Raw genomic sequence first — 23,194 nt, forward strand, 5'->3', positions numbered from 1 at the left:
AGTAAATAGAAAAAGCTAAATCAAAAGGGGAACTAAAAAAGTATTAGAGATGGACGCTAAACAAAAAATAATGTAGAGAAAATAGTACTTTCTCTACATTATGAAGAGCAGCTAACTATTTAGCTGCTCTTCTATACCAAATTTTTATTAAAATAAAATGTCTTTTCACTATTTTATCGAACTACTGATGGACCTACTAATACTTTTGGATTTTTTCCCATTACTAAAGCACTTAGATTAGCGTATCCAATTTTTTTATAATCAGCCAGCAATCTTTTTAAATCAGAAAAAGTGTTTTCTACTTTTAGCTTTTCTATTTCCTTTTGATACAAAGCCAATACATAGTCATCCTTAACGTTAGGGCAGGAGTCATTTGGCTCTTCATCCATAAGCAGGCAGCCCATATATTGAAATTTAAATTGAAGTTGACGTGTTAAGTTTATAACATTTACAAACTTTTTATAAACGGTTGGTTTTGTCATTTTAAATTCATCAATCTCACTTTTTGCGTTCATTAAATCGCTAAAACTGGATATTACTAACATTTCATTTCCTCCTTCAGTCGATAATTATTCATCCCAAGGCTTTTTTATAGATAGATTTGCTACTAATTCTTTGTGCTGCTCTCGTTTAAGCTTTCGTATTTCCGCTCTTTCTTTTCCCGTTTCGAAAAGATATTTTTCTTCTTCTGATTCCGGGATAATAGCCGGAACATTGATTGGCTTTTTGTTTTCATCCAGCGCTACAAAAGTTAAGAAGGCAGTAGCAGCTATTTTTCGTTCTGCAGTAATCATATCCTCCGCAATTACCTTGCAAAAAATCTCCATTGAACTTTTTCCTGTATACACAACAAATGATTCGATACAAACAGAATCACTTTGACGAATCGGTTCGATAAAATTGACCGAATCTGTCGAAGCCGTAACACACTCTTTTACTCTTGCGTGTCTGCGGGCAGATAGCGTTGCGCATGCATCCAGCTTTTTCATCAATACGCCGCCGAACAAAGTATGATAATTGTTCAAATCATTAATTAATACTTGATCATTTTGAATAATACGAGTATCCTTGATTTTTTTTGGTACCATTCATCGTTCACCTTATTTCTATACCTTTTATACTATTAACATATTGCTTATATTTAGAAATCTATATTAACTATTATATTGCGTATACTTGCTGGAAGTACAATGCCAATACTAGATGCAGTTTATAACAAAGTGTTATGTAAATGCTTTATTCTAGAAAAGAAGGCTTCCTCCATAAATTGGAGAAAGCCTTCTTTTCTACTTATCGTTTTTCAAAAGCTTTTCTTTGGCAAAACGAATAAATTCCTTTGACACTTTTGATAACCGCTCGCTGTTTTTCCAAATGACAGAAAGATTCCAATCAATCTTTGGATTGGATAAGTTTATTGCTCTAACATCAGCGGTCAAATCTGCAGACGTGCTTTCAGGCAATAACGTTATTCCCAGATTAGAGGCTACCATTTCTTGAATAAAATCTAATTGTGAAGTTTCTGAAATGATGCTTGGCTCAAATCCTTCGTTATTACAAGCTGCAATAATGCGGTCTCGTAGTGAAAAATCCTGATTAAACATGATGAAGAATTCATTCTTAAGTTCTGCCAAGGAAACCATTTGTTTGTTGGCAAAACGATGGGAAGGAGGCACAATAAGCTTTAGCTCTTCTTTAACAAAAGAATAATAGTCTAATAAATCATGATGGCCCGATACAACTACTACTCCAAGGTCAAGCTTATCATCCAACACTTTTTCTTCAATTCGCTTTGACCCATCCTCCACCAATTGAAACGTTATCTCTGGATATTCTTTATGAAAGGAAGCAATTAATTGGGAGAAAAAAAAGGAATTAACAATAGAGGGAAGACCAATACGAATATGCCCTTTTTTCAGGCTTTTTACATTATCCATTTCCGCTTTCAACAACTGAAACTGCTTGTCAAATACCTGTGCGTGTTTATAAAGGACACGGCCAGCTTCTGTTAACGCCAATTTTTTCCTAGAACGAATAAAAAGAGAAACACCCATCTCCGTTTCCAATGATTTAATGATTCTACTGATCGCAGGCTGCGTAATATATAACTGATTTGCTGCCTGCGTAAAGCTGCCAGTGCGAGTTACTTCGATAAAATATAGTAAATGCTTTATTTCCATGTTTTCACCAACTTTTAATTCCTTTTTGACTATAGGTTACCATATTATTCCGATATTTTCTGCTGTTTTTGTAAGCCTGAATATCGACTCCTCTCGTAAAACCCTGGGAAATCGAGAAATTTTATCGAAAAAGAAAACAAGAAAGTTTAGGAATTTATCCCACTCTTAACGGGCAGTAAGCCCCCCACCTCAAGATGCCGAGAAATCGAGGAAGCTAGGTGGGGGATGAGAAAAAAACCCCTACTGATGGAAGTTTACTTTATTCATTTCAAGTAACGAAAGGAGAGAAAAGAAACAAATATTCTTATCAAAAACAGAAAAACTGTATAAATAGCTATGCTTAAGCTTAGCTGCTTACACAGTTTTTCAAACTCTTTATCATTTCCTCTCACTATGTCCGACGCATATATGCACGTACCGTGAGAGGTGCAAAGATTGCCACAATGACAGCTGCCCCAATAAGGGAGATAGTTAAGTCCCAACCTATGGTGCCAGAGTTGGTGAGTTCTCTGACAGCTGTTACCAGGTGCGAGATTGGGTTTATTTTTACAAACCACTGGAGCCAGTCGGGCATCGTGTCTGCTGGTACAAAAGCATTGGAGAGAAACGTCAGTGGAAACAGCACAATCATCGAAATCCCCTGTACGCTTGATGCAGTACGTGCAATTACACCAAAGAAGGCAAAGATCCAGCTGATAGCCCAGGAACACAAAATGACAAGAAGCGCAGCGATGGCAACGTGACCCAGACCCCCGTCGGGCCGATAGCCCATGAAATAGCCCATGGCGAAGGTAAGCACAGCCGCTATCGTATATCGGATGGTGTCGGCCAATAGTGCCCCCGCCAACGGAGCAATCCGCGCAATAGGCAGTGACTTAAATCGATCAAACACCCCTTTATCCATGTCCTCTCGCAATTGGACACCGGTAACGATTGAGGTTGTAATCACAGTCTGCACGAGGATTCCGGGAATGATAACCGGCAAATAGTTATGCACGTTTCCAGAGATGGCCCCTCCAAAAATGTAGGTAAACATCAGGGTAAAGATGATTGGCTGGAGTGTAACATCGAATAATTGCTCAGGGGTGCGCCGAATCTTCAGCAAACCTCGATAGGCCATCGTTAACGAATGGCTTACGGTCTGGCTGAAGCTCGTTTTGTTATACAGTTGACGTTCCACAACCGGCTTAATAGAAGTGCTTTTCATTGTCTTGCCTCCTCTAGTTTGTATGATTTATCTGACACCTTTGATTCGTCGTCCTCCACACTGCGGCCCGTGATCGTTAAAAAGACCTCATCAAGAGTCGGTTTCTGAACACTCAACTCGGCGAGATGGATGCCTTTTTCACGGAGAACGATAAGCAGATCAGTGACCAGATCAGCATCCGCCATTGGCGCAGTAATTTTCCTAGCTTCCGGTGTCACAGTTGTATGAACCTTAAGGACCTGTTCAATCGTCTGTCGGGCATTCGCGATGTCGAGTGGACTTTCGATTCTTAGGTGTAAAGAAGAGGTACCAACGGACGCTTTCAGTTCATCCACAGTACCCTCTGCGACAACTTGACCTCGATCAATCACAGCCACCCGGTCAGCCAGTTCATCTGCCTCTTGCAAATACTGTGTTGTTAATAGTACGGTTGATCCCAATTTTACCAATCGGTGGATCGTATCCCACATTTGATTACGTGTGCGCGGGTCCAGCCCGGTCGTCGGTTCATCCAAAAAGATCAGCGGTGGATGCGATATAAGACTTGCCGCCAGATCCAGACGGCGACGCATCCCGCCGGAGAAATTCTTCAACGGACGCTTCGCTGCTTCCGTTAACCCAAATTCCTCCAACAGCTCCGTTGCCTTATACTTTGCCTCAGCACGACTCAGCCCTAACAAGCGAGAGAAGATAACAAGATTCTCCGTAGCGCTAAGCGACTCATCGACAGATGCATACTGGCCAGTTACTCCAATCAATTGACGTACAATCTGCGGATCCTTCACCACATCATATCCGAATATCTTAGCCGAGCCAGCGTCTGCACGCAGTAGAGTCGCCAGCATTCTGATCGTCGTCGTTTTGCCTGCCCCGTTTGGACCAAGTACCCCGTAGATAGTACCGGCTTTTACATTAAGATCTACTCCGTCAACCGCACGATTATCGCCAAACGTTTTAACGAGTCCACGCGCTTCAACAGCCCATTCACTATTATCTGGGGTGATTATTCTGCTATTTACATATTCCATTTCCATTCCTCCCTTTTCTTATTACTTTAATTTGTATCTCCTCTTTTAAAAATGAACCTACGTCGGGAACCACCTCCGTCTTGAGGTGTATTTTTTGGCAATCCTTCTTATGCCAAGATGTTTGCCTGCATAATTCTATATATACTGATTATATTGGAATGATAAACCTTCTTTATAAACTGATTGTGAACTATGAATGACAGGTTGACAGTCTAATACCAATAGAACGTAAAGATTTCTTCTGACGCAGCGTGAATATTTATTTATGAATACCAACTCCATCGTCAACCGAGTATAACTAAAAAAACAGTTTACATGTGATAAGGTTCACCGTGTTGTATCAAAATGAGGATTATATATTTTGTATAATAATTACTTATTTAAAAAGTTCTACCTCTCCGAAATTTATTTCTTGCTATCCTAATATCCGAAAATAGCTACATACTGATTTTGCAAAACAAACCTATTATCTAACCATGCTAAAGTGTTCAAAACATATCCTAAAGAATCTGCATTGTATCTTCCAGCAATTTTTTGATACGCCAATAGCTCATACACTTTATTTGAATCAAAATCTACAGGATATAAGCCACTTAGAGGATTTACAAAACCAGTAATAGGACTTTTCAGTTTACCTTTTTCATCATATATCTCATTTAAATACTCAGCACCTTTTGTTGAAATGTCTATCATGTACTTTTTATTATTGATCTTGCTGACTACTTCCACTTTGTAATTGTCTTGATAAGTAACCTCATATTGGTATTGCACATTATATACATTGAAATCAAATAGTAATTGTTCTGTATTTTCCACAAAGGAATAAATAGTATGGTACATGATTCTTCCACTGCCACCTGTAGCAATACTTAGTAAAATATCATCTACTCTATTCCCAGTAAAATCCCCCAAGAATATAGTAGGATTGTAGCCTGCATTTTCACGAAGTGGAACACTTTTTACCTCGCCAGTTCTTCCATCTTGAACGAGCAGGGTAATATTTTGAGTAAATGGACTAGTTGGAGTCTTTATTCCAGTTAAATAAACATTATCAGGTACTCTATCTCCGGTTACATCACCACGTGCAAACGAAACAATACTTGGCTGATTCATAGTTGTCCTAGGATAATAGTTATACATAACATACTCCTTTTCATGATGACTATCATCATAATTTCCTAACGGTCTAAAAGAATTATTGCTCTTTATCGATAGCTCTTTATAAGTAATATCTAATCACCAGCATCATAAAATTTATAAGGCCTACTGAATTTACATTAAGACATTGCATGGCCCCCGCTCTCGAAGTTTGGATTGAATTTCGTTTATTATTCATCATATAGGAGGGGAAAAAGTGAAAAAATTCAGTTCTTTTTCTGGTACGGTTACCATGATTCAAGATTATTTAGTAGGTTCAGATGAGGAATTAAAAGGCTGTTTTAAATTACTGTCCTTAATAAGAGAAGATGGTTCAATAGTAAATTTCGTTATTAGTCCATCCACCTATTTTCTAGACCGTGTTATGGTTTCAGTTGGAGACCGTGTAACTGGTTTTTATGATGTCAATGTACCTGTCATTCTTATTTACCCACCACAATATCAAGCCCTCATTATCGTAAAAGATTACACTTATCAAAATGTAAAGGTAGACTATTTTAACAGCCAGCTGGTGAGTAGTGATGGTCAGTTACAATTGAATATTTCGAGTTATACTTCGATTTTATTACAAAACGATCAACCCTTCACATTGAATCCTGCAAACCGAAATCTACTTGTTGTATATGGTCCTGCTACATTTAGTATTCCAGCCCAAACTACTCCCTATAAAATCATTGTATTGTGTTAGTCGTTTTTAGACGATTTATGGGCGTAATAGCCCCTTTTTTATTTATCGACTTTTCTCCTGGTACAAACAATCATTTCGATTGTTTATTTGTCCTTACAGACTATGACCATTTCACCTCAAAAGAGTCTGTACGAATAAAATTCGTCCTTATCCTACTTGCTTGAAATACACGATACGATTGAGGGTGTAAAATCAGCAATTAAGTTAGCTATGATGGAAATTTGTTTTTTTCGGAACCAGCATCCCATACCTCTTTCTAATATTTATTAAATTTTTTGCAAATACTAAATACATCCTGTTTTCTGATGGAGTGATTTGTGTGTCACGTAAAAAAAGTAGTTCATTACATTTTTTTATGTTATTTGTTGTTATGCTTGTTCTTATTTGGTCCCTTATTAAACCTGAGGGAGGTTATATTGTTTGGTTAATGGAAATTTTACCTTCAGTATTAGTTTTAATATTCTTGATATCAATATACAATCATTTTCGCCTTACTACTGTTTCCTATGTCATTATTTCCCTTCTTGTCATTTTAACGTTTATAGGTGGGCACTATTCTTATTCCAAAGTTCCTCTCTTTACATAGATCAAAGATCATTTTGATTTACAAAGAAACCACTATGATCGGTTTGGTCATTTTCTTAAGGGGAGTATGGTCATAGTTATAATAGAGATATTAGTAAGGAAAACAGCTTTATTGAAAAGGAAAACAACAAATTTTATTGCTCTATGTATAACGCTAGCAATTGGGGCTTTCTACGAAATCATCGAGTGGGCAAGTACAAAAGTAGGGAGAGAAGGAAAAGCTACAAAAGATTTTTTAGGCATGCAAGGAGACATATGGGACGCTCAGTGGGATATGGCATTTTTATTAGTAGGTTCCATTCTTTCGCTTTTTTTCACAAAGATCCTTTATAAAGGATTGGAAAAACTTAGATAATGAGTTGCTATCTACATAAAATAACATAGGTATCTCACCTTTTTAAATAGAAAACAACACTCTCTTGGTTTAAATAGCTGTAATAACAAACTTTTCTAAGTGCCCTTTTTCTTGTTGGGCACTTAGAGCCTCTCTAGGTGAGCATTGCCTCCCATTTAACTTCACCAATTATTAATGCTCTTTAAAAAGTTTTTCAAAAAGATAACAATTGTTGAGTCTGAACTTAATATCGGATCACTTGTAATTTGGTATCATACTCGCTTCTAAAACCTCATTTACTTATGATACGGTTCACCGTGATATATCTAAGTGTGGTTTAAGAAGGTAATATACTTTCTAAACATTCATCGCAAACTTTATATGCTTTTGGTTTTTTACTTACTATCTCAACATATTTCTCTAGCACTAAATAATCCATCACTCTATTAATAATATGTCTAGATTTATTTGACAATTCCATTAACTCTTGAACAGATAATATTATATGATCATCTACAAATACATTAATACTAATTATTAAATATAATAAGTCACGTTCGTCCTTATAATTTTTCCATTTATCCTTATTAATGTACTCTTTAATTCGTTCAAGCTTCATTAAATTAAGTTCAAGATCTTCAATGATTCCTTTTTGTCCAGTCGAAAGCAACTCTAACATATTAATTAGATAGAAGGTCAAATCTCCTTGATTCAAAGGGGATGGTATTTCTTCTAATGCCTTGTAAAATTTAGATTTATCTTTATTCACTGCATAAGAAAAAGTTATAGCTGAATATTTTTCTAAGTACTTCGATAAATAACTCCCGACAATCAAACGCCCTGTTCGACCATTACCATCATAGTTGCAACTCTGTATAAAAAGCTGCATAATATCGACTCTAAGGATTTTATTCGTTATAGAAGATTAGCTTTTCGTTACATTAACAGACCCTTTCTAGTTAAAAATTATAGGAAAAGTAAATGTAACGAAAGCTGCCCAAAGTCCGTAGACCGGCAAATACTTAGTAACGGCATCTTGGATAGTTGAAGGTCCGGATTTGTTTTGTAGAAAACGCATATAGGAGAGCATAATCCAAATTAGATTTGCCCAGATAAGTATGTTTACTCCTAAAACAGCAAGTCTATTAGGCGTAATCCCATAAGAAGAAAGTCTGAACACAATGGCTGACAAAGCCACACTGTCAATGATAAGCGCAAGAACAATTAAGGCAAAATTTATATAATCTGAAATGTTCTTTTTCTCGTCTGAGTCGCTCTCGGTAATGGAAAATATGGTAACGGCCAATACACCAAGGAGTATTCCGTTGAAGGCCATCAGGAAATTGCGGTCCAAGAATGGATTTTTTCCGACCCATATAACCGTTATAAGATAGACCAACAATGTGACCAGGACAAGAGGACTAAAAATTTTAGCTATATATGGGGTAATATTCTTAGCAAGTTTAAGATTCATTGATACCAGGTATGCAGTCACAATAGCGAGAGCGGCAGCACCAAATAAAACGACATTGCTAAAATAGAAGTCTTCTATATCCAACCCAACAAATCTAAATAACTGCATGGTTAATGCTGCTAGTACCATTCCGCTAACTGCCATGCTGGCGTAGAGAATACAATATTCCAAATTAAATTTAATATAGGCTAATCTTGTACTGCCTTTTGAATATTCATTTCCTGTAAATACAAGCCCTACCAATACCCATAAGAATATGGGAATGTGTAAATATGCAAGGATAATACTGTCTTTATCATTTAATGGCAGCATATTAAGATAAAACCCGGAAATTAGGAACAACGCTGCAAGGGAATAAATAACACTTTTTTTCGGAGTATTATTGTATACAAAATAGGCAGCAATAAAGGGAATAATACCAAAAGCCAGGTTAATTGGAGCAATTGCTTCTTGTTCGACAAAATGGAAAATGATCCTGGTGCTTATCCCGGCCAGAATGGCTAAAATGACCATGAATAAGAAACCTTTTTGAGGCATGGAAGATTTTTCTGTATTTGCCGTCTCCTTGAAATGCAATCTTTCATACCAAACGCTAAGAATCTGAGAATCAGGATTTTGTTCCCATGCGTGTGAGAATGACTTTTTAAAAGTTTTCGGGTCTTTTCTATACATTCTCTCCAGCTCATGAGGGTTAGCAATATTTTCAATAATCAAATTGTTAATATCCATAGTTATACCTCCCCTAATAATAATTATTAAGTTTCCTCAATATGTTTAACTGTCTTCGTCACTTTTGTATTCTAAAATATCTCCAGGCTGACATTCTAAAGCCTTACAAATTGCCTCTAAAGTGGATAATCGAATCGCTTTTGCCTTTCCATTTTTCAATATAGAAAGGTTCGCCATTGTTATTCCAACCTTCTCCGAAAGTTCTGTTACGCTCATTTTCCTTTTTGCTAACATCACATCAATATTGATTATAATTGCCATTGTTATTCACCTCAGACCGTTAACTCATTTTCTGATTTGATAGTAATTGCTTCTTGTAAAAGTTTTTGGAGAACAGCCGCAAAGACTGCGATAACCATCGAAGCAAAAGGAACAACCAATCCGACAAAGATAACTCCTGGTGCGTCGTCTACTTCCGCAAAGATATAGAAGAGCGGCCAAACCAGCACATGCAAAATACTGATTGTGATGGCACAGTATTTGATTTTCTTTAAAGCTTTTACAGATAAATCGGAGAAAGCTTTATTTTTGTCAATATAGCGTAAGAGTTTGAAAGCCTGATACAAAGCAAAGTAAAAAGGTATCGCCGATGCATCAAAAGCAATGAAAACGAGATATTTTATAAAAGCAAACTCTGGAAGCAATTTTACTGCAAGCTTCGCCATCTCAGGCACCAAAAAGATGCACAGAGCAAGAACTGGGAGTCCTAAAAGAATAACAGCTATTTTTAAAAACAACGTTGTTACTTTTTCCATAAAAAGCACCTCACTTATTTATTCTGATTTTGATTTTAATATATGTTTTATCGTTTTACAATAAAATTTTGTTAATTCAAATAACATTTTTGTTGTATTTTTTGTTTTAAGCAAAAATAAAAAGCATTCCTCATTCAAAGAAATGCTCTTTTAAATTTATAACTTGTACAGCTAACCTGCCCTTACTTTAAGTGCAAACCTTCACAATCTTTCTGTTTATTTTAACACATAATGCATAGTCAGCTTTCACCGGTTCCAACAAAAACTTTTGTATCACTATATGAAGCAGAAATGTAAGGGAATTTGTAGTGGTAAAATTATTGTAGAAGGCGAGGTTTATACTTTAAACCCCGCCCTTTTATTAATAGGATTTCGTATGTGTTTTGGTATAGATTTTACTCTATATTTAGAATAAGTGGTCTTTTCCAATATAAGTACAGGACTTTACAAAAGTACCAATTTTACGCTTGGGAAGTAAGAGGGTGTTTTATTTGTAATGGAAAATGATTGCAACCATAATAGTTTTATCTCTGACATACTGTTTGTTAAAAAACAACACAATTAAGAATTCCCCTGTTTATAAAATTATAAAAACAGGGGATGTTTTTTTGCACTTTCATAATATCGGAGTTAACAGTCTTGTCATTTAGCCGAATGCGTTCTAAACTATTCTCTCCAATTGGCTTTAATAGCTTCCATTGCCAGCTATATATTGTTTTCTGATCGATCGCATCAATAATCTGTTAGTGGTTCTGTATATGAAGTATACATAGCATCGATTTAACTAGTAATTTACAAATGTCAACTGAATGAATACCAGGAGTCATCAAGATTTTTCTCTTATCCATTGTTGTCTTCACCAACTTATATCGTTTTCTATGATATTACTTAAATTTACGAGCAACAATAATAATGCTTCTATTCGAAGTTTAAGAAATAATACCACCAATGATAAGAGAAAATTCAGATATTTGTTTATAAAACTTTTTCAAGAAAAGCTTTAGTTCGTTTGTGTTTAGGATTAGTAAAAATAGTATCAGGGTTTCCCTCTTCTACTACATATCCATTTTCCATAAAAACGACTCTATCCGATACCTCACGCGCAAAGCCCATTTCGTGAGTTACCACTACCATCGTCATGCCCTCTTTACCTAAATCTTTCATTACGCTTAGTACTTCCCCAACCATTTCAGGATCTAAAGCAGATGTAGGTTCATCAAAAAGCATAATATTAGGCTGCATCGCAAGAGACCTTGCAATTGCCACCCGCTGTTTCTGACCACCTGAAAGGCTATCTGGATACATATGCGCCTTGTTCTTTAGTCCCACTTTATCGAGTAGATTAAACGCCAACTCTTCCGCTTCTTTTTTGCCCATCTTTTTAATAAGAATGGGCGCCATCGTGATATTTTTTAAAACACTTAGATGAGGAAATAAATTAAATGATTGGAAAACCATCCCAATATTCTGTCTTACTTTATTTATATCAACATCTTTATCTGTGATCGATTGACTTTCTACCGCAATTGAGCCGCCAGATACTATCTCTAATTTGTTTAAACATCGTAATAATGTACTTTTTCCTGAGCCAGATGGACCAATAATACAAACTACTTCGTTTTTATTAATGGTGATATTAATATCTTTAAGAACTTCATTTGTACCATAGGATTTTTTTAGTTCTTTCACTTCTATCAATGTGCCAATCTCCTCTCTAATTTAGATGCTAAGAGAGTCAATAACTCTATTATTACAAAATATAAAATTCCTACCATAATCCATACTTGAAAAGCTTGAAAAGTTGATGCGATAATAATTTGTCCACTAGAAGTAAGCTCGATTAGACCTATTGATGAAAGGATGGATGTATCTTTTAGCGAAATGATTGATTGATTTACTAAAGGCGGCACCATTCTTTTTACAGCCTGCGGGAGAATTACTTTTCTCATTGCTTCTCCATAAGTGAGTCCCAAACTTCTTGCTGCCTCCAGCTGCCCATTGTCAATAGAAAGAATTCCAGCTCTAAATATTTCTGCCATATACGCACTAGCGTTAACACCAATTGCTATAGTACCTGCCAACACTGCATCTAGTTTAAAATCAAAGACACTCGGCAACCCAAAGTATATGAAGAAAACTTGCACTAATAGTGGTGTTCCCCTTACTACATCAATATAGACTCTAGCAAAAATCTTTAAAAATTTATTGTTGCCGACATTAATCATCCCAATTAGTAGGCCGATAATAATGGCAATAACAATTCCGACACTAATAATCCTTACTGTCATTCCCACCCCAGCTAAAAGGGCAGGTAGACTGTCTTCGAATAGTTTTAAGAATTCCAACTAACTCACCTATCTTTTCTTAGTTTACATTGATATATTTTTTGACAATTTTATCGTATTCTCCATTCTCTTTAAGTTTTTTTAATCCATCATTAAACTTTTTCAATAACTCTTGATTTTCTCCCTTTTTCACCGCAAAACCGTAATCTGCTGTCTGCAATGTATCAAGCAATTTAAAACCTGAATTTTTATCCAAAGTCATACGATATGCCACTACTGGGTAATCAAGAAGTCCAAAATCTGCTCCTCTATTTGTCACTTCTTGAAATACTGCTGTTGCATCATCAAAATAATGAATTTCTAAATTATATTTTTCTTTATTTTCTTCCGCGTAAGCTGCTCCTGATTCACCTTTTTTAACAGCTACCACTTTTTTGTTGAAATCATCTTCACCGTTAATTTCCTTATTATCTTCTTTCGTAAATGCCCCAACTCCTGATTCGAAATATCCATCAGAAAAATCTAATGTTTTCTTTCTTTCCTCTTTAATAAACATTGCTGCTATAGAGCCATCTACTTGATTTGCTTGCAGTGCAGGAATAATTCCATTAAAGTTCATATGTTTTGTTTCATAATCGAAATTTTCCACTTTTGCAATAGCTGCTAATAACTCTACATCTATCCCTACCCATTTGCCGTCTTGTTTAAATTCAAATGGCGCCATATTCATATCCATAGCAATTAAATATTTCTCTTTTTTACCACTATCTTCAGAAGTACCACTTTCCTTTGAACAACCTACAAAAAGACTCATCAACATACACAGTAAAAGAACACTAATTGTCATTTTCTTCTTCACAAAATTTCCTCCTAATACAGTAGGGAGTTCTAATCCCTTCTGTATAATATAGTTGTTAGATTATTAAACACAGCCGTTTAACTTAAAAAAATTAATTATTAATAGCTTGATAAGCAGAATCCCATAGCAGCAATTTTTGTCCAATACCTTTTTCTAAAGCTCTTTGGTATAAATCGTATCCTAAAGCAACATCAAATACGGCCATTCCACAAGCAATAAATACGATGCGCTCTTCTTTATTTACTCTGCCTTCTTTTTCATTTCGAATAATATCCCCTATACTAGTTGACTGCTCTATAGGCTGTATTTTCCCCTCATCTATCATTTTGTATATAGGTCCGCCAATTACCCCATTGTAATATGCTTGTTTATCTCCTGATGATTCTGCCTCTTCTACATATGCTTCGTGAAGCTTTACATTATCATATATAATTTTACTGTTGCTCCAGAAAGAGCTATCTGATTGTGCAGGACCTGATAAAAGAACAATGGCCCCTTTTTTAACCCATTCATCTTTAAAATAAAGGGGTGCTGTTCTAGAAACCGCTATCGAAATAATATCTCCTTCACTAACTGCCTTTTCAAGCGAAGCACTAGCAACTCCCTCTATTCCGAATTCCTCCTTTGACCAATCTGCAAATCTCTGTGCTTTTTCTAATGTTCGGTCAAAGAAAATAACTTTTTTAAGATTAGGAGCCTGCGTCACAATAGATTGAAAACAGAATTTATTGATTGGACCGCATCCTATAACTGTACATACTTCAGCATCTTCATTAGCTAAATACTTCGTTGCTACAGCAGGAACCGCTCCTGTTCTGCAGGCACTGATAAGATTCGCAGACATCAAACTTAACGGTTCACCTGTGTCTTTGTCATTTAACATTAAAGTTAATACAGATCTAGGCAGATCCTTGTATTTATTTTCCGCATTCGAACCGTACCATTTATTCCCACATACATTGAATCTTCCTCCTAAATAAGCAGGCATTGCTACAAACCTTCTATCTGGTCCTGCAACCGGCATGTTCGGAAATGGAGTTTCCTTTGGAAAAACAATTCCTATTCCATGACTGTTATGGTTGCTTCCTCCCATTAAGTAATCTCCCTTGCTTAATAAAGCAAAAACTTCTTCTGCATTTTCAACATTCTTTACCGTATCTAATACACCAGCATCAATCACATCCTGTTCAGAAAGGTATAAAAATTCAGTCTTTTTAGACAAATCGAACACTCCTTCCCTAGCACTTCTTTTTAATAAATGTATTATTTTCTACAAAAAGAATATCATCATGGCATTTAAGTGTCAATAATATATTTATTAAATGTTATAATTTCTAACATGACTTTGTATAAAATGCAACAAAAAGGGGATTTTCACCTATTAAATACGATTATTCGTGTGCAACACCCCTTTTTTCTTCTGAAAATACAAATAAACCTTACATCAAAAACTGAAATTCCTATTATTTATTGACTACAGAAATATATCACGATATATTACTTGTATTAATAAAATTCATTTTGTATTAAATAATTCATATGGAGGCATGTCATGGAAAAGATAAAAAATTACAACTCCCTCATTTCTACAGGTGATCAACTATCGCGAAAAATCATTTTAGATATTACAAATAAAACACTAGAGAAATTAGATTCATATGAAAGGATCAAAAGTATAACTAGCTTGGATGGAAATACCCTCCATATAGGGGAGAGAAGCTGGGATTTATCAAAAAAAAGGAATGTTTACCTTATTGGTGCAGGAAAAGCATGTAATGCAATGGCAAAAGCAATAGATGAAATTCTTGGTGAAAAGCTTACAAAAGGAATAATCATTGTAAAGATCTTAGAAGAAAACGACATCTATAACAAAACAGATGTTTATGTCGGCGGCCATCCTTTACCTAACCAAGCTGGGTTCGATGCTTGCAAAAAAATATTAGAACTTGTTGACAACGCTACTTCAGAGGATTTGTTTATCGCTGTTATGAGCGGCGGAAGTTCTGCATTAATGAGCTGTCCGGTTAACGGTATATCACTCGAGGACGAAATAGTCACTACAGATGTGATACTAAAATCAGGGGCTGGAATTTATGAAGTTAATGCAATAAGGCGTCATATTTCCCAAATGAACGGCGGTATGCTAGCAAAACGCATTCAAGAAAAAGGGGCAGAATTAATTGGTTTTGGAATAAGCGATGCAGTAGGAAATCCACCTACAGGAGATATAGGCATTCCTTATAAAAATTATGCAAGTACGCCAATTGGTCCTGATAAAACTACGCTTGAAGACGCAAGAAATGTTATTAAAAAATATGATGTACAAGACCGCATTCCTCAAAGTGTGGTGGATTATTTAATGAATGCTGGACCAGATAAAGAAACACCAAAAGAATTTCCTGAAAATACTTACTTTTTAATAAACACCCTCCCAGATTCTTGCATTTATGCAAAAGAAATTGCTGAGAAAATGGGAATAAACACCATTATTTTAACTTCCTTTTTGGAAGGAGAAAGCAAAGATGCAGGAACTTTATTTGCAAGCATCGCTAAAGAGGTACAAGAATACGGGAATCCAATAAAAGCGCCTTGCATCATTTTAAGTTCTGGTGAAACAACAACAAAAATATTGGATAACTCTTTGATTAACGGACATGGTGGACCTTCTCAAGAACTTACAGCAAGTTTTGCAATTTCTATCCCAAATGTCCAAGGAGCTTGTATGCTTTCAATCGATTCGGAAGGAACCGATGGTACAACTCCTGTTGCTGGAGGTATTACAGATTCAACTAGTTTAGAAAGAGCTGCAAAAGAAGGTGTAGATATTTACTCGGCTTTAAAGACTCATGGTACTTATGAAGCTTTATCAGCAATTGGTGATGAAGTGTTCACTGGAAACACAGGTACAAACCTTTGTGATTTCAATATTATGTATATTCCAAAAAAAGAGGGGAAATAAGAATGAAAATAAAACAAATATTAGCGAGACAATTAATAGATTGTAAATGTAGACCAATGATTGAAGTTGATGTAATAACAGAAAATGGATGTGTAGGTCGAGGAAGTGCTCCAACAGGCTCATCTGTTGGAATGTACGAAGCTTTCGTTTTAAGGGATAATAATCCAAATGAATATCACGGATTAAGTGTACATAAAGCGATTTCAAATATTAAAAATATTATTGCTCCGGAGCTAATTGGGATGGATGTTTTTGACCAAAGAGCAATTGACAACAAAATGATAGAGCTTGATGGTACTGAAGATAAGAGAGTTCTAGGAGGCAATGCTATTTACTCTGTATCAATCGCATGTATGAGTGCTGCTGCAAAAGTAAAAGGGGTCGAACTATACCAATACATTGCTCAAAATAATATCACAACCGTTCCTATTCCAAGTTTTAACGTAATAAATGGCGGTAAATATGAAAACTTTGTACAGCCTTTTAATGAATTTATTATCATGCCGTATAAGGCAAGTACAATAGATGAGGCTGTAGAGATGGCTGTAAACACATTCCAAGAATTAGAAAAGGTGTTAACACAATTCTTAGGAAAAAAACCTGCTATTGCAAGTTCTTATGGATATGCAGCTCCATCAGATGATCCAGAAGTAATCCTTACTTTAATACAAGAAGCAATCAACAACTGCGGTTATCAAGATAAAATAGCCTTTGCTTTAGATTGTGCATCAAGTGAAATGTACGATAAAGATACAAATACTTACTTGCTAAAAGGAAAAAGAGTTACATCAGTTGTACTATTGTCTTATATAAAAAAATTAACAGAAAAATTTAATTTTGTATTTATTGAAGATTTATTTGATGAAAACGATTGGGAAGCATTTTCAAAAGCTACCGAGGTGCTAGATAGAACGATCATTTTAGGTGATGATCTGATTGTAACAAATAAGCAGAAATTAGAATATGCTTTTCAAACTCAAGCAGTTGATGGATTTATCTTAAAACCAAATCAAGTGGGTACTTTAACAGAAGCGCTGGATACGTATCATTATGCAAAGGAACATAATATGTTTGCTGTACCATCAGGTAGATCTGGTGGTGTAATTGGCGATGTTTGTATGGATCTTGCAGTTGGATTACAAGTAGGATTCATAAAAAACGGCGCCCCACGTTCTGGAGAAAGAATTGATAAATTAAACTATTTAATGCGTGCATACAGTACTAACCCCGGTTGTAAATTATTCGATATATCAAAATTAGTAAAATTCATATAAAAATAGTTTTTATAATATGAAAGTTAATTACATTTATTAAGAACCTTCTCATAAGCAGTGTGCCACTACTTATGAGATAGTTTTTTTATTCTAAAGTTATAAAATGCTCCGATAGCATCGGTTCTATATTTATAACCTTACATTTTATTTCGTTCTATTTTCTGGAACAAATATCAATTATTTTCATAAAAAAAAGTTTATACTATTATAGAATCAATACAAAATTTCTTTACTGACTAAATCGGGAGAGATATACTATGCCAGTACCGAAAAATAAAAGTGAAAATAAGTACGATAAATCATCGACAAAAATAAAAATCTTTAAAACATTAAAAAAATGGATTTTGAAAGGTCAACTAAAACCTTTAGAAAAACTAGACGATAAGGAAATTGCCAAGTATTTTTCAGTAAGCAGAACACCTGTTAGAGAAGCATTTCAACTATTAGAAACCAAAAAACTAATTAAATCTTCTCCAGGTAAATCTACTAGAGTAACAGAAATAGATGTTAACAATATCAACGAAATCTATCTGCCTTTGATATCATTACAATGCTTGGCACTAACATCCGGAATTGAAAATATAACCGGCACCGACTTGGATAAATTAAAAGAAATAAATAATCATTTTCATGAAGCAATAGATAGAAAAGATACAGATAGCATCTTACAGAAGGATCTTGACTTTCACAAACATTTAATAAATTTATCAAATAATGCCTATATTATTGAATTCTGCGATACATTAATGGACCACACTTATAGATTAGAGTATTTATTTTTTGAACACACACCAGACTTAAAAGAATCTTTCCGAGAACATGAAGAAATAATAAATGCACTTGAGCGTAAAGATGCTTATTCTTCCTCTCTTTTAATGAAACAACATTGGAATAGAACTGTATTGTTAGTAAAAACACTCATAGAAGAAGGGATAAACTAATGTATTTATTAGCTCTTATCTTTGTATGGGGCCATGAATTATGATAAAAGATTATTTACTTAGCTTTTTAACTTGTAGAGATGCAGATGATGGATAAAACAGGGAGGAAAACAATATATGACAGATGTTATTGAGTTAATCAACCAAAAATTTGATTCGTTTACTCATTCTCAGAAAAAGGTAGCAAGTTACATAATAGACCATCTCGAAAATGTCGCCTTTGATACATTAGAGGATTTAGCAGCCAAAATAGAAGTAAGTACCACAACCATTATCCGGTTTGCTAGAACACTCGAATACAAGGGCTATTCTGAAATGCAAAAAGATATACAAAATACAATTAAAAATAAAGATAGTTTGCCTCATAGAGTAACTGACATGGTGAATATGCCAAGCGATACACTATTAAAGAGTATATTTGAAAACGAGCTAAATAATATAAACAAAACGCTCAGTGCTCAATCAGAGGAAGATTTAAGAAAGACTATTGATTTAATATCTGATGCCAACAATGTCTACGTAATTGGAATGAGGAGTTCTTTTTCACTCGCATACTATATGACATCACGATTAGGGCAGATTAAAAAGAATATTCGTCTTGTCCAGTCATCTGGAATGATGTTTCCTGAAGAAGTCTCTGGTGCTAAAAAAGGGGATGTATGTATTGTTTTTTTATTTCCTCGCTACTCAAAAACATCGTCTACCTTAATTTCTTGGTTAAAGGAAAAAGGAGTAAAAATTATTCTTTTTACGAGCTTTAACAATGCCATTGTTAAAGGGTATGGCGATATAATAATCCCCTGTGCAGTATCGGATGTCACATTTAAAAACTCATTTTCTGCACCAATATGTTTAATTAACTATATTGTAACATCTGTACTGCAAAATAATTATGAAGAAGCAATGGAAGTTTTGGGAGAAACGGAAACACTGCTTTCACACGGTTATTATCTTGGTTTAATTTAGTTGTAATTTAAGTTAGCATTTCTATGGAGTCGATTTGGAAATAGAGTTTGAAGAACCGCGTTTTCTAAATCCCTATCTCCTATATTTAGCTTGTTGAAAAACTTTGGCTAAGGTTGAGCATATTACTCCAGTTAATAAAGGAGATTCCCGACTAGATTGAGTCCATCTCAATGGTAAGAAAAGCGGCTTAGAAAATTGTTCAATTACCTGTTTTGACCTTTTTAAGCCTGACTCTAATCATAACAATTTTAATTTACTGTACTTTTCAGGAGGAAAATTCTTATATTAGTAGCTTAAACATTTATTATAATAGTTTTTCATCAAACTCCAATTGATCATAACTTCAGCTACAAGAAGTGCACCTTGCAGAGGAACGATTTTGCTCGAAAGCCGAAGCGCCATGGTACTACGATTCATACCTATCACACCATTTCAAGACGCACTTTATCTGGAAATGGTGTGTCTCATGATTAATGTGATCGAGTTGGCTCAATTTTGAATTATCAAATACATAGATACCAAATTACTCTACACTTATTCCTAGGTTTTCTAGAAATTTCATCATATCCTTTTATGCTCCAATTTTACTTTTATGTGTTTCTATAAATAGATTGTCAAACTTAATTGGTGATATAAATTCTCTCCCATCTTTATGTACGTTCTCGTAATTTACTAAATATCTACTATATCCTGTTGCAAAAGGAATCTCACCTTGATACTGTACACCCATACTTTTTAGGAGTGTCATTACCTTTATATAAAATTCTTTAACAGATTTTCCTGAAACTTGTTCACCCGATATTACAAGTGTGAGAATTGGATTATCCTCATCTATTTTTTTATATGCTTTTCATAATTTGATTCACCTTTACTAATACTATTATCTATTTTCCCCTTTTATTTCCTCTTTCTTAGGAGAAGTGGCCCTCGAAAAGCCTAATTCCTTGGATCGGTTGAATGAGCTTTTCCAGGTATGGCTATCTGAGTGCTATCAAAATAAAACACACTCTGGACTTGGGGAGAACATGAGCCCTGAAACTGCTTTTCGAAGCGATAAAAAAGCACTTCGTTTTATTGATCCGGATAAACTAGCGAATGCCTTCTTGCATTGTGAAACAAGAAAAGTAGATAAGTCGGGATGCATCAGTTTTATGGATCAGAAATATGAAGTCGGTCTTTCATTTATGGGACGCCAGGTTGATGTTATATATGATCCTGCGGGTTTAGAGGAGCTAACAATTGAATATGAGGGATATTCTCCATGGAAAGCCAAAAAGCTTGTAATCGGAGAAAGAGCCGGAAAAAGACCAACATTGCCCTCACACCTCCAAGCACATGAAGCTAATTCTTCTAGACTACTAAAAGCAGCTGAACAAAAACATGAAAAAAGAAATATCGAACAAGCTCCAGCTGTGTCTTTCCGTGCTGTTTGGAAGGAGAATGGCGAGCATGTTTGAAGCTTTTTATGGAATGAAACATACCCCTTTTACAAGGAATGTTCCTACTACTCAGCTTTATGATTCATTTACAATGCAAGAAGTTTTGGGGCGATTAAAGTATACGGCAGAAAGGCAGTTATTTGCCGTTTTAACTGAAGATTGCGGTACAGGGAAAACAACCACGATTCGGAAATTTGTCGATGGCCTTGATCAGGGAAAATTTCAAGTGATTTATTTATCTGATTCAAAGTTGACTCCTCGGCATTTTTATAAAGGATTGTTAGAGCAGCTAGGATCGGAAGCGAAATTTTATCGAGGCGATGCCAAACGACAGCTTCATCGAGAAATTGAGTTAATGAGAGGTATTCATGGAATTCAACCAGTGGTCGTGGTTGATGAGTCACACCTTCTAGATCGTGAGATGCTTGAAGAAGTTAGATTTTTACTCAATTTCAAAATGGATGCGCAAAGCCCGATGGCCCTTATCCTTGTGGATCAAAGTGAATTATGGGATCGTCTACGTCTTCAATCATACGCAGCCATACGTCAAAGAATCGATATTCAGTTTAAATTAAGTCACTATGATCGGTCACAAGTAGACGCTTATGTCTCACGACATCTAGAATATGCAGAAGTTGACCAACAAATCTTTTCAGATGGTGCTTTGGAAGAAATTTATAGGTTTTCTGGCGGAACGCCAAGGCTTATTAATAAAGTATGTACACAAAGCCTCCTTTATGGTGCTCAAAATGGCCGTCGGATTATTGATGATCATATGATTAAGCATGTCATTCAGGGGGAATTGTCATGAAGAGCCGCTGGAAAGATATGAAGTATAACGAAGATCTCGATTGTTGGGTGGTCTTCTGGGGTGATAATACAGGTTACAAGGTGCGCTGTGGCGATTGGTTGGATCTTCACCTCGGTGATGGAAGGAAGCTTTCTTGACGTATGGAACTTGGAAGGGATTGGTATATTATCGTAGGTAGAAATGATACAAAATTTTATTTAAAACCAAACGAAACCTATAATGTTAATATTTAAAATAAGGGGAAGCTAAAGCAAACTGCGGGCTTCCCCTTTCTTCCGGCCAATAATTCCGTCAGATTATGGACAAAGTATTTCATCAATTTCTTGTCATTATAGAGCGTCAGTAACACCATTCCACCTAAAAGGTCGAATTTGGTTAAAAATAAAATATTATACAATCCCGCTTTAACACAATCTATTTTGCGTTTGTTTATTTTCCCAATAGCAAGATTTTAAGTTTACTGTTACTTATGATACGGTTCAGCGAATATCACCAAAGAACATAGTTAATTTTGAACATAAAGTATATATATCAATTTAGCCAATATCCCCACTATTTGTGGGGTATTTTATTTTAAGTAAACTTGTAGGAGTGGAAGTGCTATTACACATTTCATAATACTAATCAATGTAATTGGTGAAAAGTACCCCCACAATATCAAAAAGAAAAAGACACCCCTAGAGGGATGCCTAAATTGTTTGTTCGTATTCTCCAATAATCTTGTAAAAAGAGTTCTTTTTTAGGTCTAACAAGGTCATAAATTCAACCCCTGTTATCTCTTTTCCTTTCCATTTAGGATAGTTGCTTTCTAACTTTTGTCTTTGTTCCTTATTTAATGTGCTTAGGTTTAATTGTGGTCTGCCTAAATGCTTTCCTTGTGCCTTTGCTACTAAAATTCCTTCTGCCTGTCGTTGGATAATATTGTCACGTTCACGCTCACTTACAAAGGCTAAAACTTGTAAAACAAGGTCAGATACAAACGACCCCAATTGGTCTTTATATTGTGTTGTATCAAGTAAGGGCATATCCAATACTTTTATATCAGCTTTGACGCTTTGGGTAATGTCTTCCCATTCTTTCTTTATCTCTTTAGAGTTTCTGCCGAATCGGTCAATTGATTTAATATAAAGTAAATCCCCTTCACGTAAACACTGTTTTAACGCTTTGTATTGGCTTCTATTGAAGTCTTTTCCACTTTCCTTATCAATAAATATATCACGTTCATTTATGCCTAATTCTAGGATTTCCTTTAATTGTCTTGCTTCATTTTGGTCTTTGCTTGATACCCTTATGTAAGCAAAAGTCTTTTTACTCATGTTCTTCACCGTTCCTATGGGTTATTTGTTAATTCTATTATAACCCATGTGTTTATAAAGGTAAACATATTTTATAAACGTTTGTAAAATATTTAAATAAACTTTATAAACTATAAATACGCCTTGTTTTTGATTTCCTTAAAGGTATACCTTTATAAACTTAAACTAATTAGGATGGATTTCCTCATCGGTAATAAAAAAAACTTGGA

At 35.1% G+C, this 23,194-nt stretch carries 23 protein-coding genes and 2 pseudogenes; 9 read left to right on the top strand and 16 right to left on the bottom strand.

Features of this window, described 5'->3' with window-relative positions:
- Positions 1-173: 173 nt before the first annotated feature.
- From ACTYBU_RS09485 to ACTYBU_RS09510, 6 genes are all read right to left on the bottom strand, one after another.
- Positions 174-545, bottom strand: a complete 372-nt coding sequence (locus ACTYBU_RS09485) for a hypothetical protein (RefSeq protein WP_445489172.1) — start codon at positions 543-545, stop codon at positions 174-176.
- Between the two features lie 24 nt (positions 546-569).
- A complete protein-coding gene (locus ACTYBU_RS09490; protein ID WP_445489173.1) occupies positions 570-1,088 on the bottom strand; it encodes an acyl-CoA thioesterase in 519 nt (172 codons plus the stop codon).
- A 198-nt stretch (positions 1,089-1,286) separates the two neighbouring features.
- Entirely contained in the window at positions 1,287-2,177 is an 891-nt protein-coding gene (locus ACTYBU_RS09495) for a LysR family transcriptional regulator (RefSeq protein WP_445489174.1), read from the bottom strand.
- Between the two features lie 391 nt (positions 2,178-2,568).
- Complete coding sequence (locus ACTYBU_RS09500) at positions 2,569-3,384, bottom strand: ABC transporter permease (protein ID WP_445489175.1); 816 nt, start codon at positions 3,382-3,384, stop codon at positions 2,569-2,571.
- Positions 3,381-4,412, bottom strand: a complete 1,032-nt coding sequence (locus ACTYBU_RS09505; RefSeq protein ID WP_445489176.1) for an ATP-binding cassette domain-containing protein — start codon at positions 4,410-4,412, stop codon at positions 3,381-3,383. Before ACTYBU_RS09505 ends, ACTYBU_RS09500 begins: the two co-directional genes overlap by 4 nt.
- A 420-nt stretch (positions 4,413-4,832) precedes the next feature.
- Positions 4,833-5,525, bottom strand: a complete 693-nt coding sequence (locus ACTYBU_RS09510; protein ID WP_445489178.1) for a VCBS repeat-containing protein — start codon at positions 5,523-5,525, stop codon at positions 4,833-4,835.
- Between the two features lie 241 nt (positions 5,526-5,766).
- On the opposite strand from ACTYBU_RS09510, the gene ACTYBU_RS09515 reads away from it, so the two are divergent.
- Together ACTYBU_RS09515 and ACTYBU_RS09520 are read left to right on the top strand one after the other, a co-directional pair.
- Positions 5,767-6,258: a hypothetical protein gene (locus ACTYBU_RS09515; protein WP_445489180.1), complete on the top strand. Its 492-nt coding sequence runs from the start codon at positions 5,767-5,769 to the stop codon at positions 6,256-6,258.
- A gap of 319 nt (positions 6,259-6,577) precedes the next feature.
- Positions 6,578-7,198 (top strand): annotated as a pseudogene (locus ACTYBU_RS09520) (DUF2238 domain-containing protein).
- Between the two features lie 316 nt (positions 7,199-7,514).
- On the opposite strand, the gene ACTYBU_RS09525 reads toward ACTYBU_RS09520, so the two are convergent.
- The 8 genes from ACTYBU_RS09525 to ACTYBU_RS09560 all read right to left on the bottom strand — a co-directional run bounded on the left by ACTYBU_RS09525 (position 7,515) and on the right by ACTYBU_RS09560 (position 14,501).
- On the bottom strand, positions 7,515-8,066 hold the full coding sequence (locus tag ACTYBU_RS09525; protein ID WP_445489181.1) for a hypothetical protein: 552 nt from the start codon (positions 8,064-8,066) through the stop codon (positions 7,515-7,517).
- Between the two features lie 66 nt (positions 8,067-8,132).
- Positions 8,133-9,380: a DUF4153 domain-containing protein gene (locus ACTYBU_RS09530; RefSeq protein WP_445489182.1), complete on the bottom strand. Its 1,248-nt coding sequence runs from the start codon at positions 9,378-9,380 to the stop codon at positions 8,133-8,135.
- A gap of 45 nt (positions 9,381-9,425) precedes the next feature.
- The gene (locus ACTYBU_RS09535) at positions 9,426-9,641 is read right to left on the bottom strand and encodes a helix-turn-helix domain-containing protein (RefSeq protein ID WP_017153334.1); all 216 of its coding nucleotides are present in this window, start codon (positions 9,639-9,641) and stop codon (positions 9,426-9,428) included.
- Positions 9,642-9,652: 11 nt separating this feature from the next.
- On the bottom strand, positions 9,653-10,135 hold the full coding sequence (locus ACTYBU_RS09540) for a DUF2975 domain-containing protein (RefSeq protein ID WP_445489185.1): 483 nt from the start codon (positions 10,133-10,135) through the stop codon (positions 9,653-9,655).
- Positions 10,136-11,110: 975 nt separating this feature from the next.
- The gene (locus ACTYBU_RS09545) at positions 11,111-11,833 is read right to left on the bottom strand and encodes an amino acid ABC transporter ATP-binding protein (protein ID WP_445489187.1); all 723 of its coding nucleotides are present in this window, start codon (positions 11,831-11,833) and stop codon (positions 11,111-11,113) included.
- Entirely contained in the window at positions 11,830-12,480 is a 651-nt protein-coding gene (locus ACTYBU_RS09550; RefSeq protein ID WP_445489189.1) for an amino acid ABC transporter permease, read from the bottom strand. The genes ACTYBU_RS09545 and ACTYBU_RS09550 overlap by 4 nt, the downstream gene beginning before the upstream one ends.
- 19 nt (positions 12,481-12,499) lie before the next feature.
- Positions 12,500-13,279, bottom strand: a complete 780-nt coding sequence (locus ACTYBU_RS09555) for a transporter substrate-binding domain-containing protein (RefSeq protein ID WP_445489191.1) — start codon at positions 13,277-13,279, stop codon at positions 12,500-12,502.
- A 91-nt stretch (positions 13,280-13,370) separates the two neighbouring features.
- Positions 13,371-14,501 (bottom strand): tyramine oxidase subunit B, encoded by a 1,131-nt coding sequence (locus ACTYBU_RS09560; RefSeq protein ID WP_445489193.1) that lies wholly within the window; start codon positions 14,499-14,501, stop codon positions 13,371-13,373.
- Positions 14,502-14,831: 330 nt separating this feature from the next.
- Here ACTYBU_RS09560 and ACTYBU_RS09565 point away from each other — a divergent pair, with 330 nt between their 5' ends.
- From ACTYBU_RS09565 to ACTYBU_RS09580, 4 genes are all read left to right on the top strand, one after another.
- Entirely contained in the window at positions 14,832-16,238 is a 1,407-nt protein-coding gene (locus ACTYBU_RS09565) for a glycerate kinase type-2 family protein (protein ID WP_445489194.1), read from the top strand.
- 2 nt (positions 16,239-16,240) lie between these two features.
- Positions 16,241-17,512 carry a phosphopyruvate hydratase gene (eno, locus tag ACTYBU_RS09570; RefSeq protein ID WP_445489196.1) on the top strand — a complete coding sequence of 424 codons (1,272 nt, stop codon included), beginning with the start codon at positions 16,241-16,243 and terminating at the stop codon, positions 17,510-17,512.
- Between the two features lie 257 nt (positions 17,513-17,769).
- Entirely contained in the window at positions 17,770-18,453 is a 684-nt protein-coding gene (locus ACTYBU_RS09575) for a GntR family transcriptional regulator (protein ID WP_445489198.1), read from the top strand.
- Positions 18,454-18,570: 117 nt separating this feature from the next.
- Positions 18,571-19,419 (top strand): MurR/RpiR family transcriptional regulator, encoded by an 849-nt coding sequence (locus ACTYBU_RS09580; protein WP_445489200.1) that lies wholly within the window; start codon positions 18,571-18,573, stop codon positions 19,417-19,419.
- 285 nt (positions 19,420-19,704) lie between these two features.
- On the opposite strand, the gene ACTYBU_RS09585 is transcribed toward ACTYBU_RS09580, so the two are convergent.
- Complete coding sequence (locus tag ACTYBU_RS09585; RefSeq protein ID WP_445489201.1) at positions 19,705-19,836, bottom strand: hypothetical protein; 132 nt, start codon at positions 19,834-19,836, stop codon at positions 19,705-19,707.
- A 470-nt stretch (positions 19,837-20,306) separates the two neighbouring features.
- Between ACTYBU_RS09585 and ACTYBU_RS09590 the strand changes: the two are divergent.
- The 3 genes and pseudogenes from ACTYBU_RS09590 to ACTYBU_RS09600 all read left to right on the top strand — a co-directional run.
- Positions 20,307-20,876: pseudogene (locus ACTYBU_RS09590) on the top strand (Mu transposase C-terminal domain-containing protein); the annotation flags it as partial.
- Positions 20,869-21,669 carry an ExeA family protein gene (locus tag ACTYBU_RS09595; RefSeq protein WP_445489287.1) on the top strand — a complete coding sequence of 267 codons (801 nt, stop codon included), beginning with the start codon at positions 20,869-20,871 and terminating at the stop codon, positions 21,667-21,669. The pseudogene ACTYBU_RS09590 and the gene ACTYBU_RS09595, both read left to right, overlap by 8 nt.
- Entirely contained in the window at positions 21,666-21,806 is a 141-nt protein-coding gene (locus tag ACTYBU_RS09600; RefSeq protein WP_445489203.1) for a DUF5348 domain-containing protein, read from the top strand. Before ACTYBU_RS09595 ends, ACTYBU_RS09600 begins: the two co-directional genes overlap by 4 nt.
- Positions 21,807-22,358: 552 nt before the next feature.
- Here ACTYBU_RS09600 and ACTYBU_RS09605 read toward each other — a convergent pair.
- Entirely contained in the window at positions 22,359-22,985 is a 627-nt protein-coding gene (locus tag ACTYBU_RS09605) for a recombinase family protein (RefSeq protein WP_445489204.1), read from the bottom strand.
- Positions 22,986-23,194: the final 209 nt, after the last annotated feature.

It is taken from the genome of Niallia sp. 03133 (assembly GCF_052663225.1).

What these genes read in the sequence shown, in the direction of transcription:
- ACTYBU_RS09585 (WP_445489201.1), bottom strand. Translation starts at nt 19,836, where the DNA reads ATGAATCGTAGTACCATGGCGCTTCGGCTTTCGAGCAAAATCGTTCCT.
- ACTYBU_RS09495 (WP_445489174.1), bottom strand. Translation starts at nt 2,177, where the DNA reads ATGGAAATAAAGCATTTACTATATTTTATCGAAGTAACTCGCACTGGC.
- ACTYBU_RS09500 (WP_445489175.1), bottom strand. Translation starts at nt 3,384, where the DNA reads ATGAAAAGCACTTCTATTAAGCCGGTTGTGGAACGTCAACTGTATAAC.
- eno (WP_445489196.1), top strand. Translation starts at nt 16,241, where the DNA reads ATGAAAATAAAACAAATATTAGCGAGACAATTAATAGATTGTAAATGT.
- ACTYBU_RS09485 (WP_445489172.1), bottom strand. Translation starts at nt 545, where the DNA reads ATGTTAGTAATATCCAGTTTTAGCGATTTAATGAACGCAAAAAGTGAG.
- ACTYBU_RS09505 (WP_445489176.1), bottom strand. Translation starts at nt 4,412, where the DNA reads ATGGAATATGTAAATAGCAGAATAATCACCCCAGATAATAGTGAATGG.
- ACTYBU_RS09525 (WP_445489181.1), bottom strand. Translation starts at nt 8,066, where the DNA reads ATGCAGCTTTTTATACAGAGTTGCAACTATGATGGTAATGGTCGAACA.
- ACTYBU_RS09510 (WP_445489178.1), bottom strand. Translation starts at nt 5,525, where the DNA reads ATGAATCAGCCAAGTATTGTTTCGTTTGCACGTGGTGATGTAACCGGA.
- ACTYBU_RS09530 (WP_445489182.1), bottom strand. Translation starts at nt 9,380, where the DNA reads ATGGATATTAACAATTTGATTATTGAAAATATTGCTAACCCTCATGAG.
- ACTYBU_RS09540 (WP_445489185.1), bottom strand. Translation starts at nt 10,135, where the DNA reads ATGGAAAAAGTAACAACGTTGTTTTTAAAAATAGCTGTTATTCTTTTA.
- ACTYBU_RS09600 (WP_445489203.1), top strand. Translation starts at nt 21,666, where the DNA reads ATGAAGAGCCGCTGGAAAGATATGAAGTATAACGAAGATCTCGATTGT.
- ACTYBU_RS09535 (WP_017153334.1), bottom strand. Translation starts at nt 9,641, where the DNA reads ATGGCAATTATAATCAATATTGATGTGATGTTAGCAAAAAGGAAAATG.
- ACTYBU_RS09490 (WP_445489173.1), bottom strand. Translation starts at nt 1,088, where the DNA reads ATGGTACCAAAAAAAATCAAGGATACTCGTATTATTCAAAATGATCAA.
- ACTYBU_RS09565 (WP_445489194.1), top strand. Translation starts at nt 14,832, where the DNA reads ATGGAAAAGATAAAAAATTACAACTCCCTCATTTCTACAGGTGATCAA.
- ACTYBU_RS09580 (WP_445489200.1), top strand. Translation starts at nt 18,571, where the DNA reads ATGACAGATGTTATTGAGTTAATCAACCAAAAATTTGATTCGTTTACT.
- ACTYBU_RS09605 (WP_445489204.1), bottom strand. Translation starts at nt 22,985, where the DNA reads ATGAGTAAAAAGACTTTTGCTTACATAAGGGTATCAAGCAAAGACCAA.
- ACTYBU_RS09595 (WP_445489287.1), top strand. Translation starts at nt 20,869, where the DNA reads ATGTTTGAAGCTTTTTATGGAATGAAACATACCCCTTTTACAAGGAAT.
- ACTYBU_RS09575 (WP_445489198.1), top strand. Translation starts at nt 17,770, where the DNA reads ATGCCAGTACCGAAAAATAAAAGTGAAAATAAGTACGATAAATCATCG.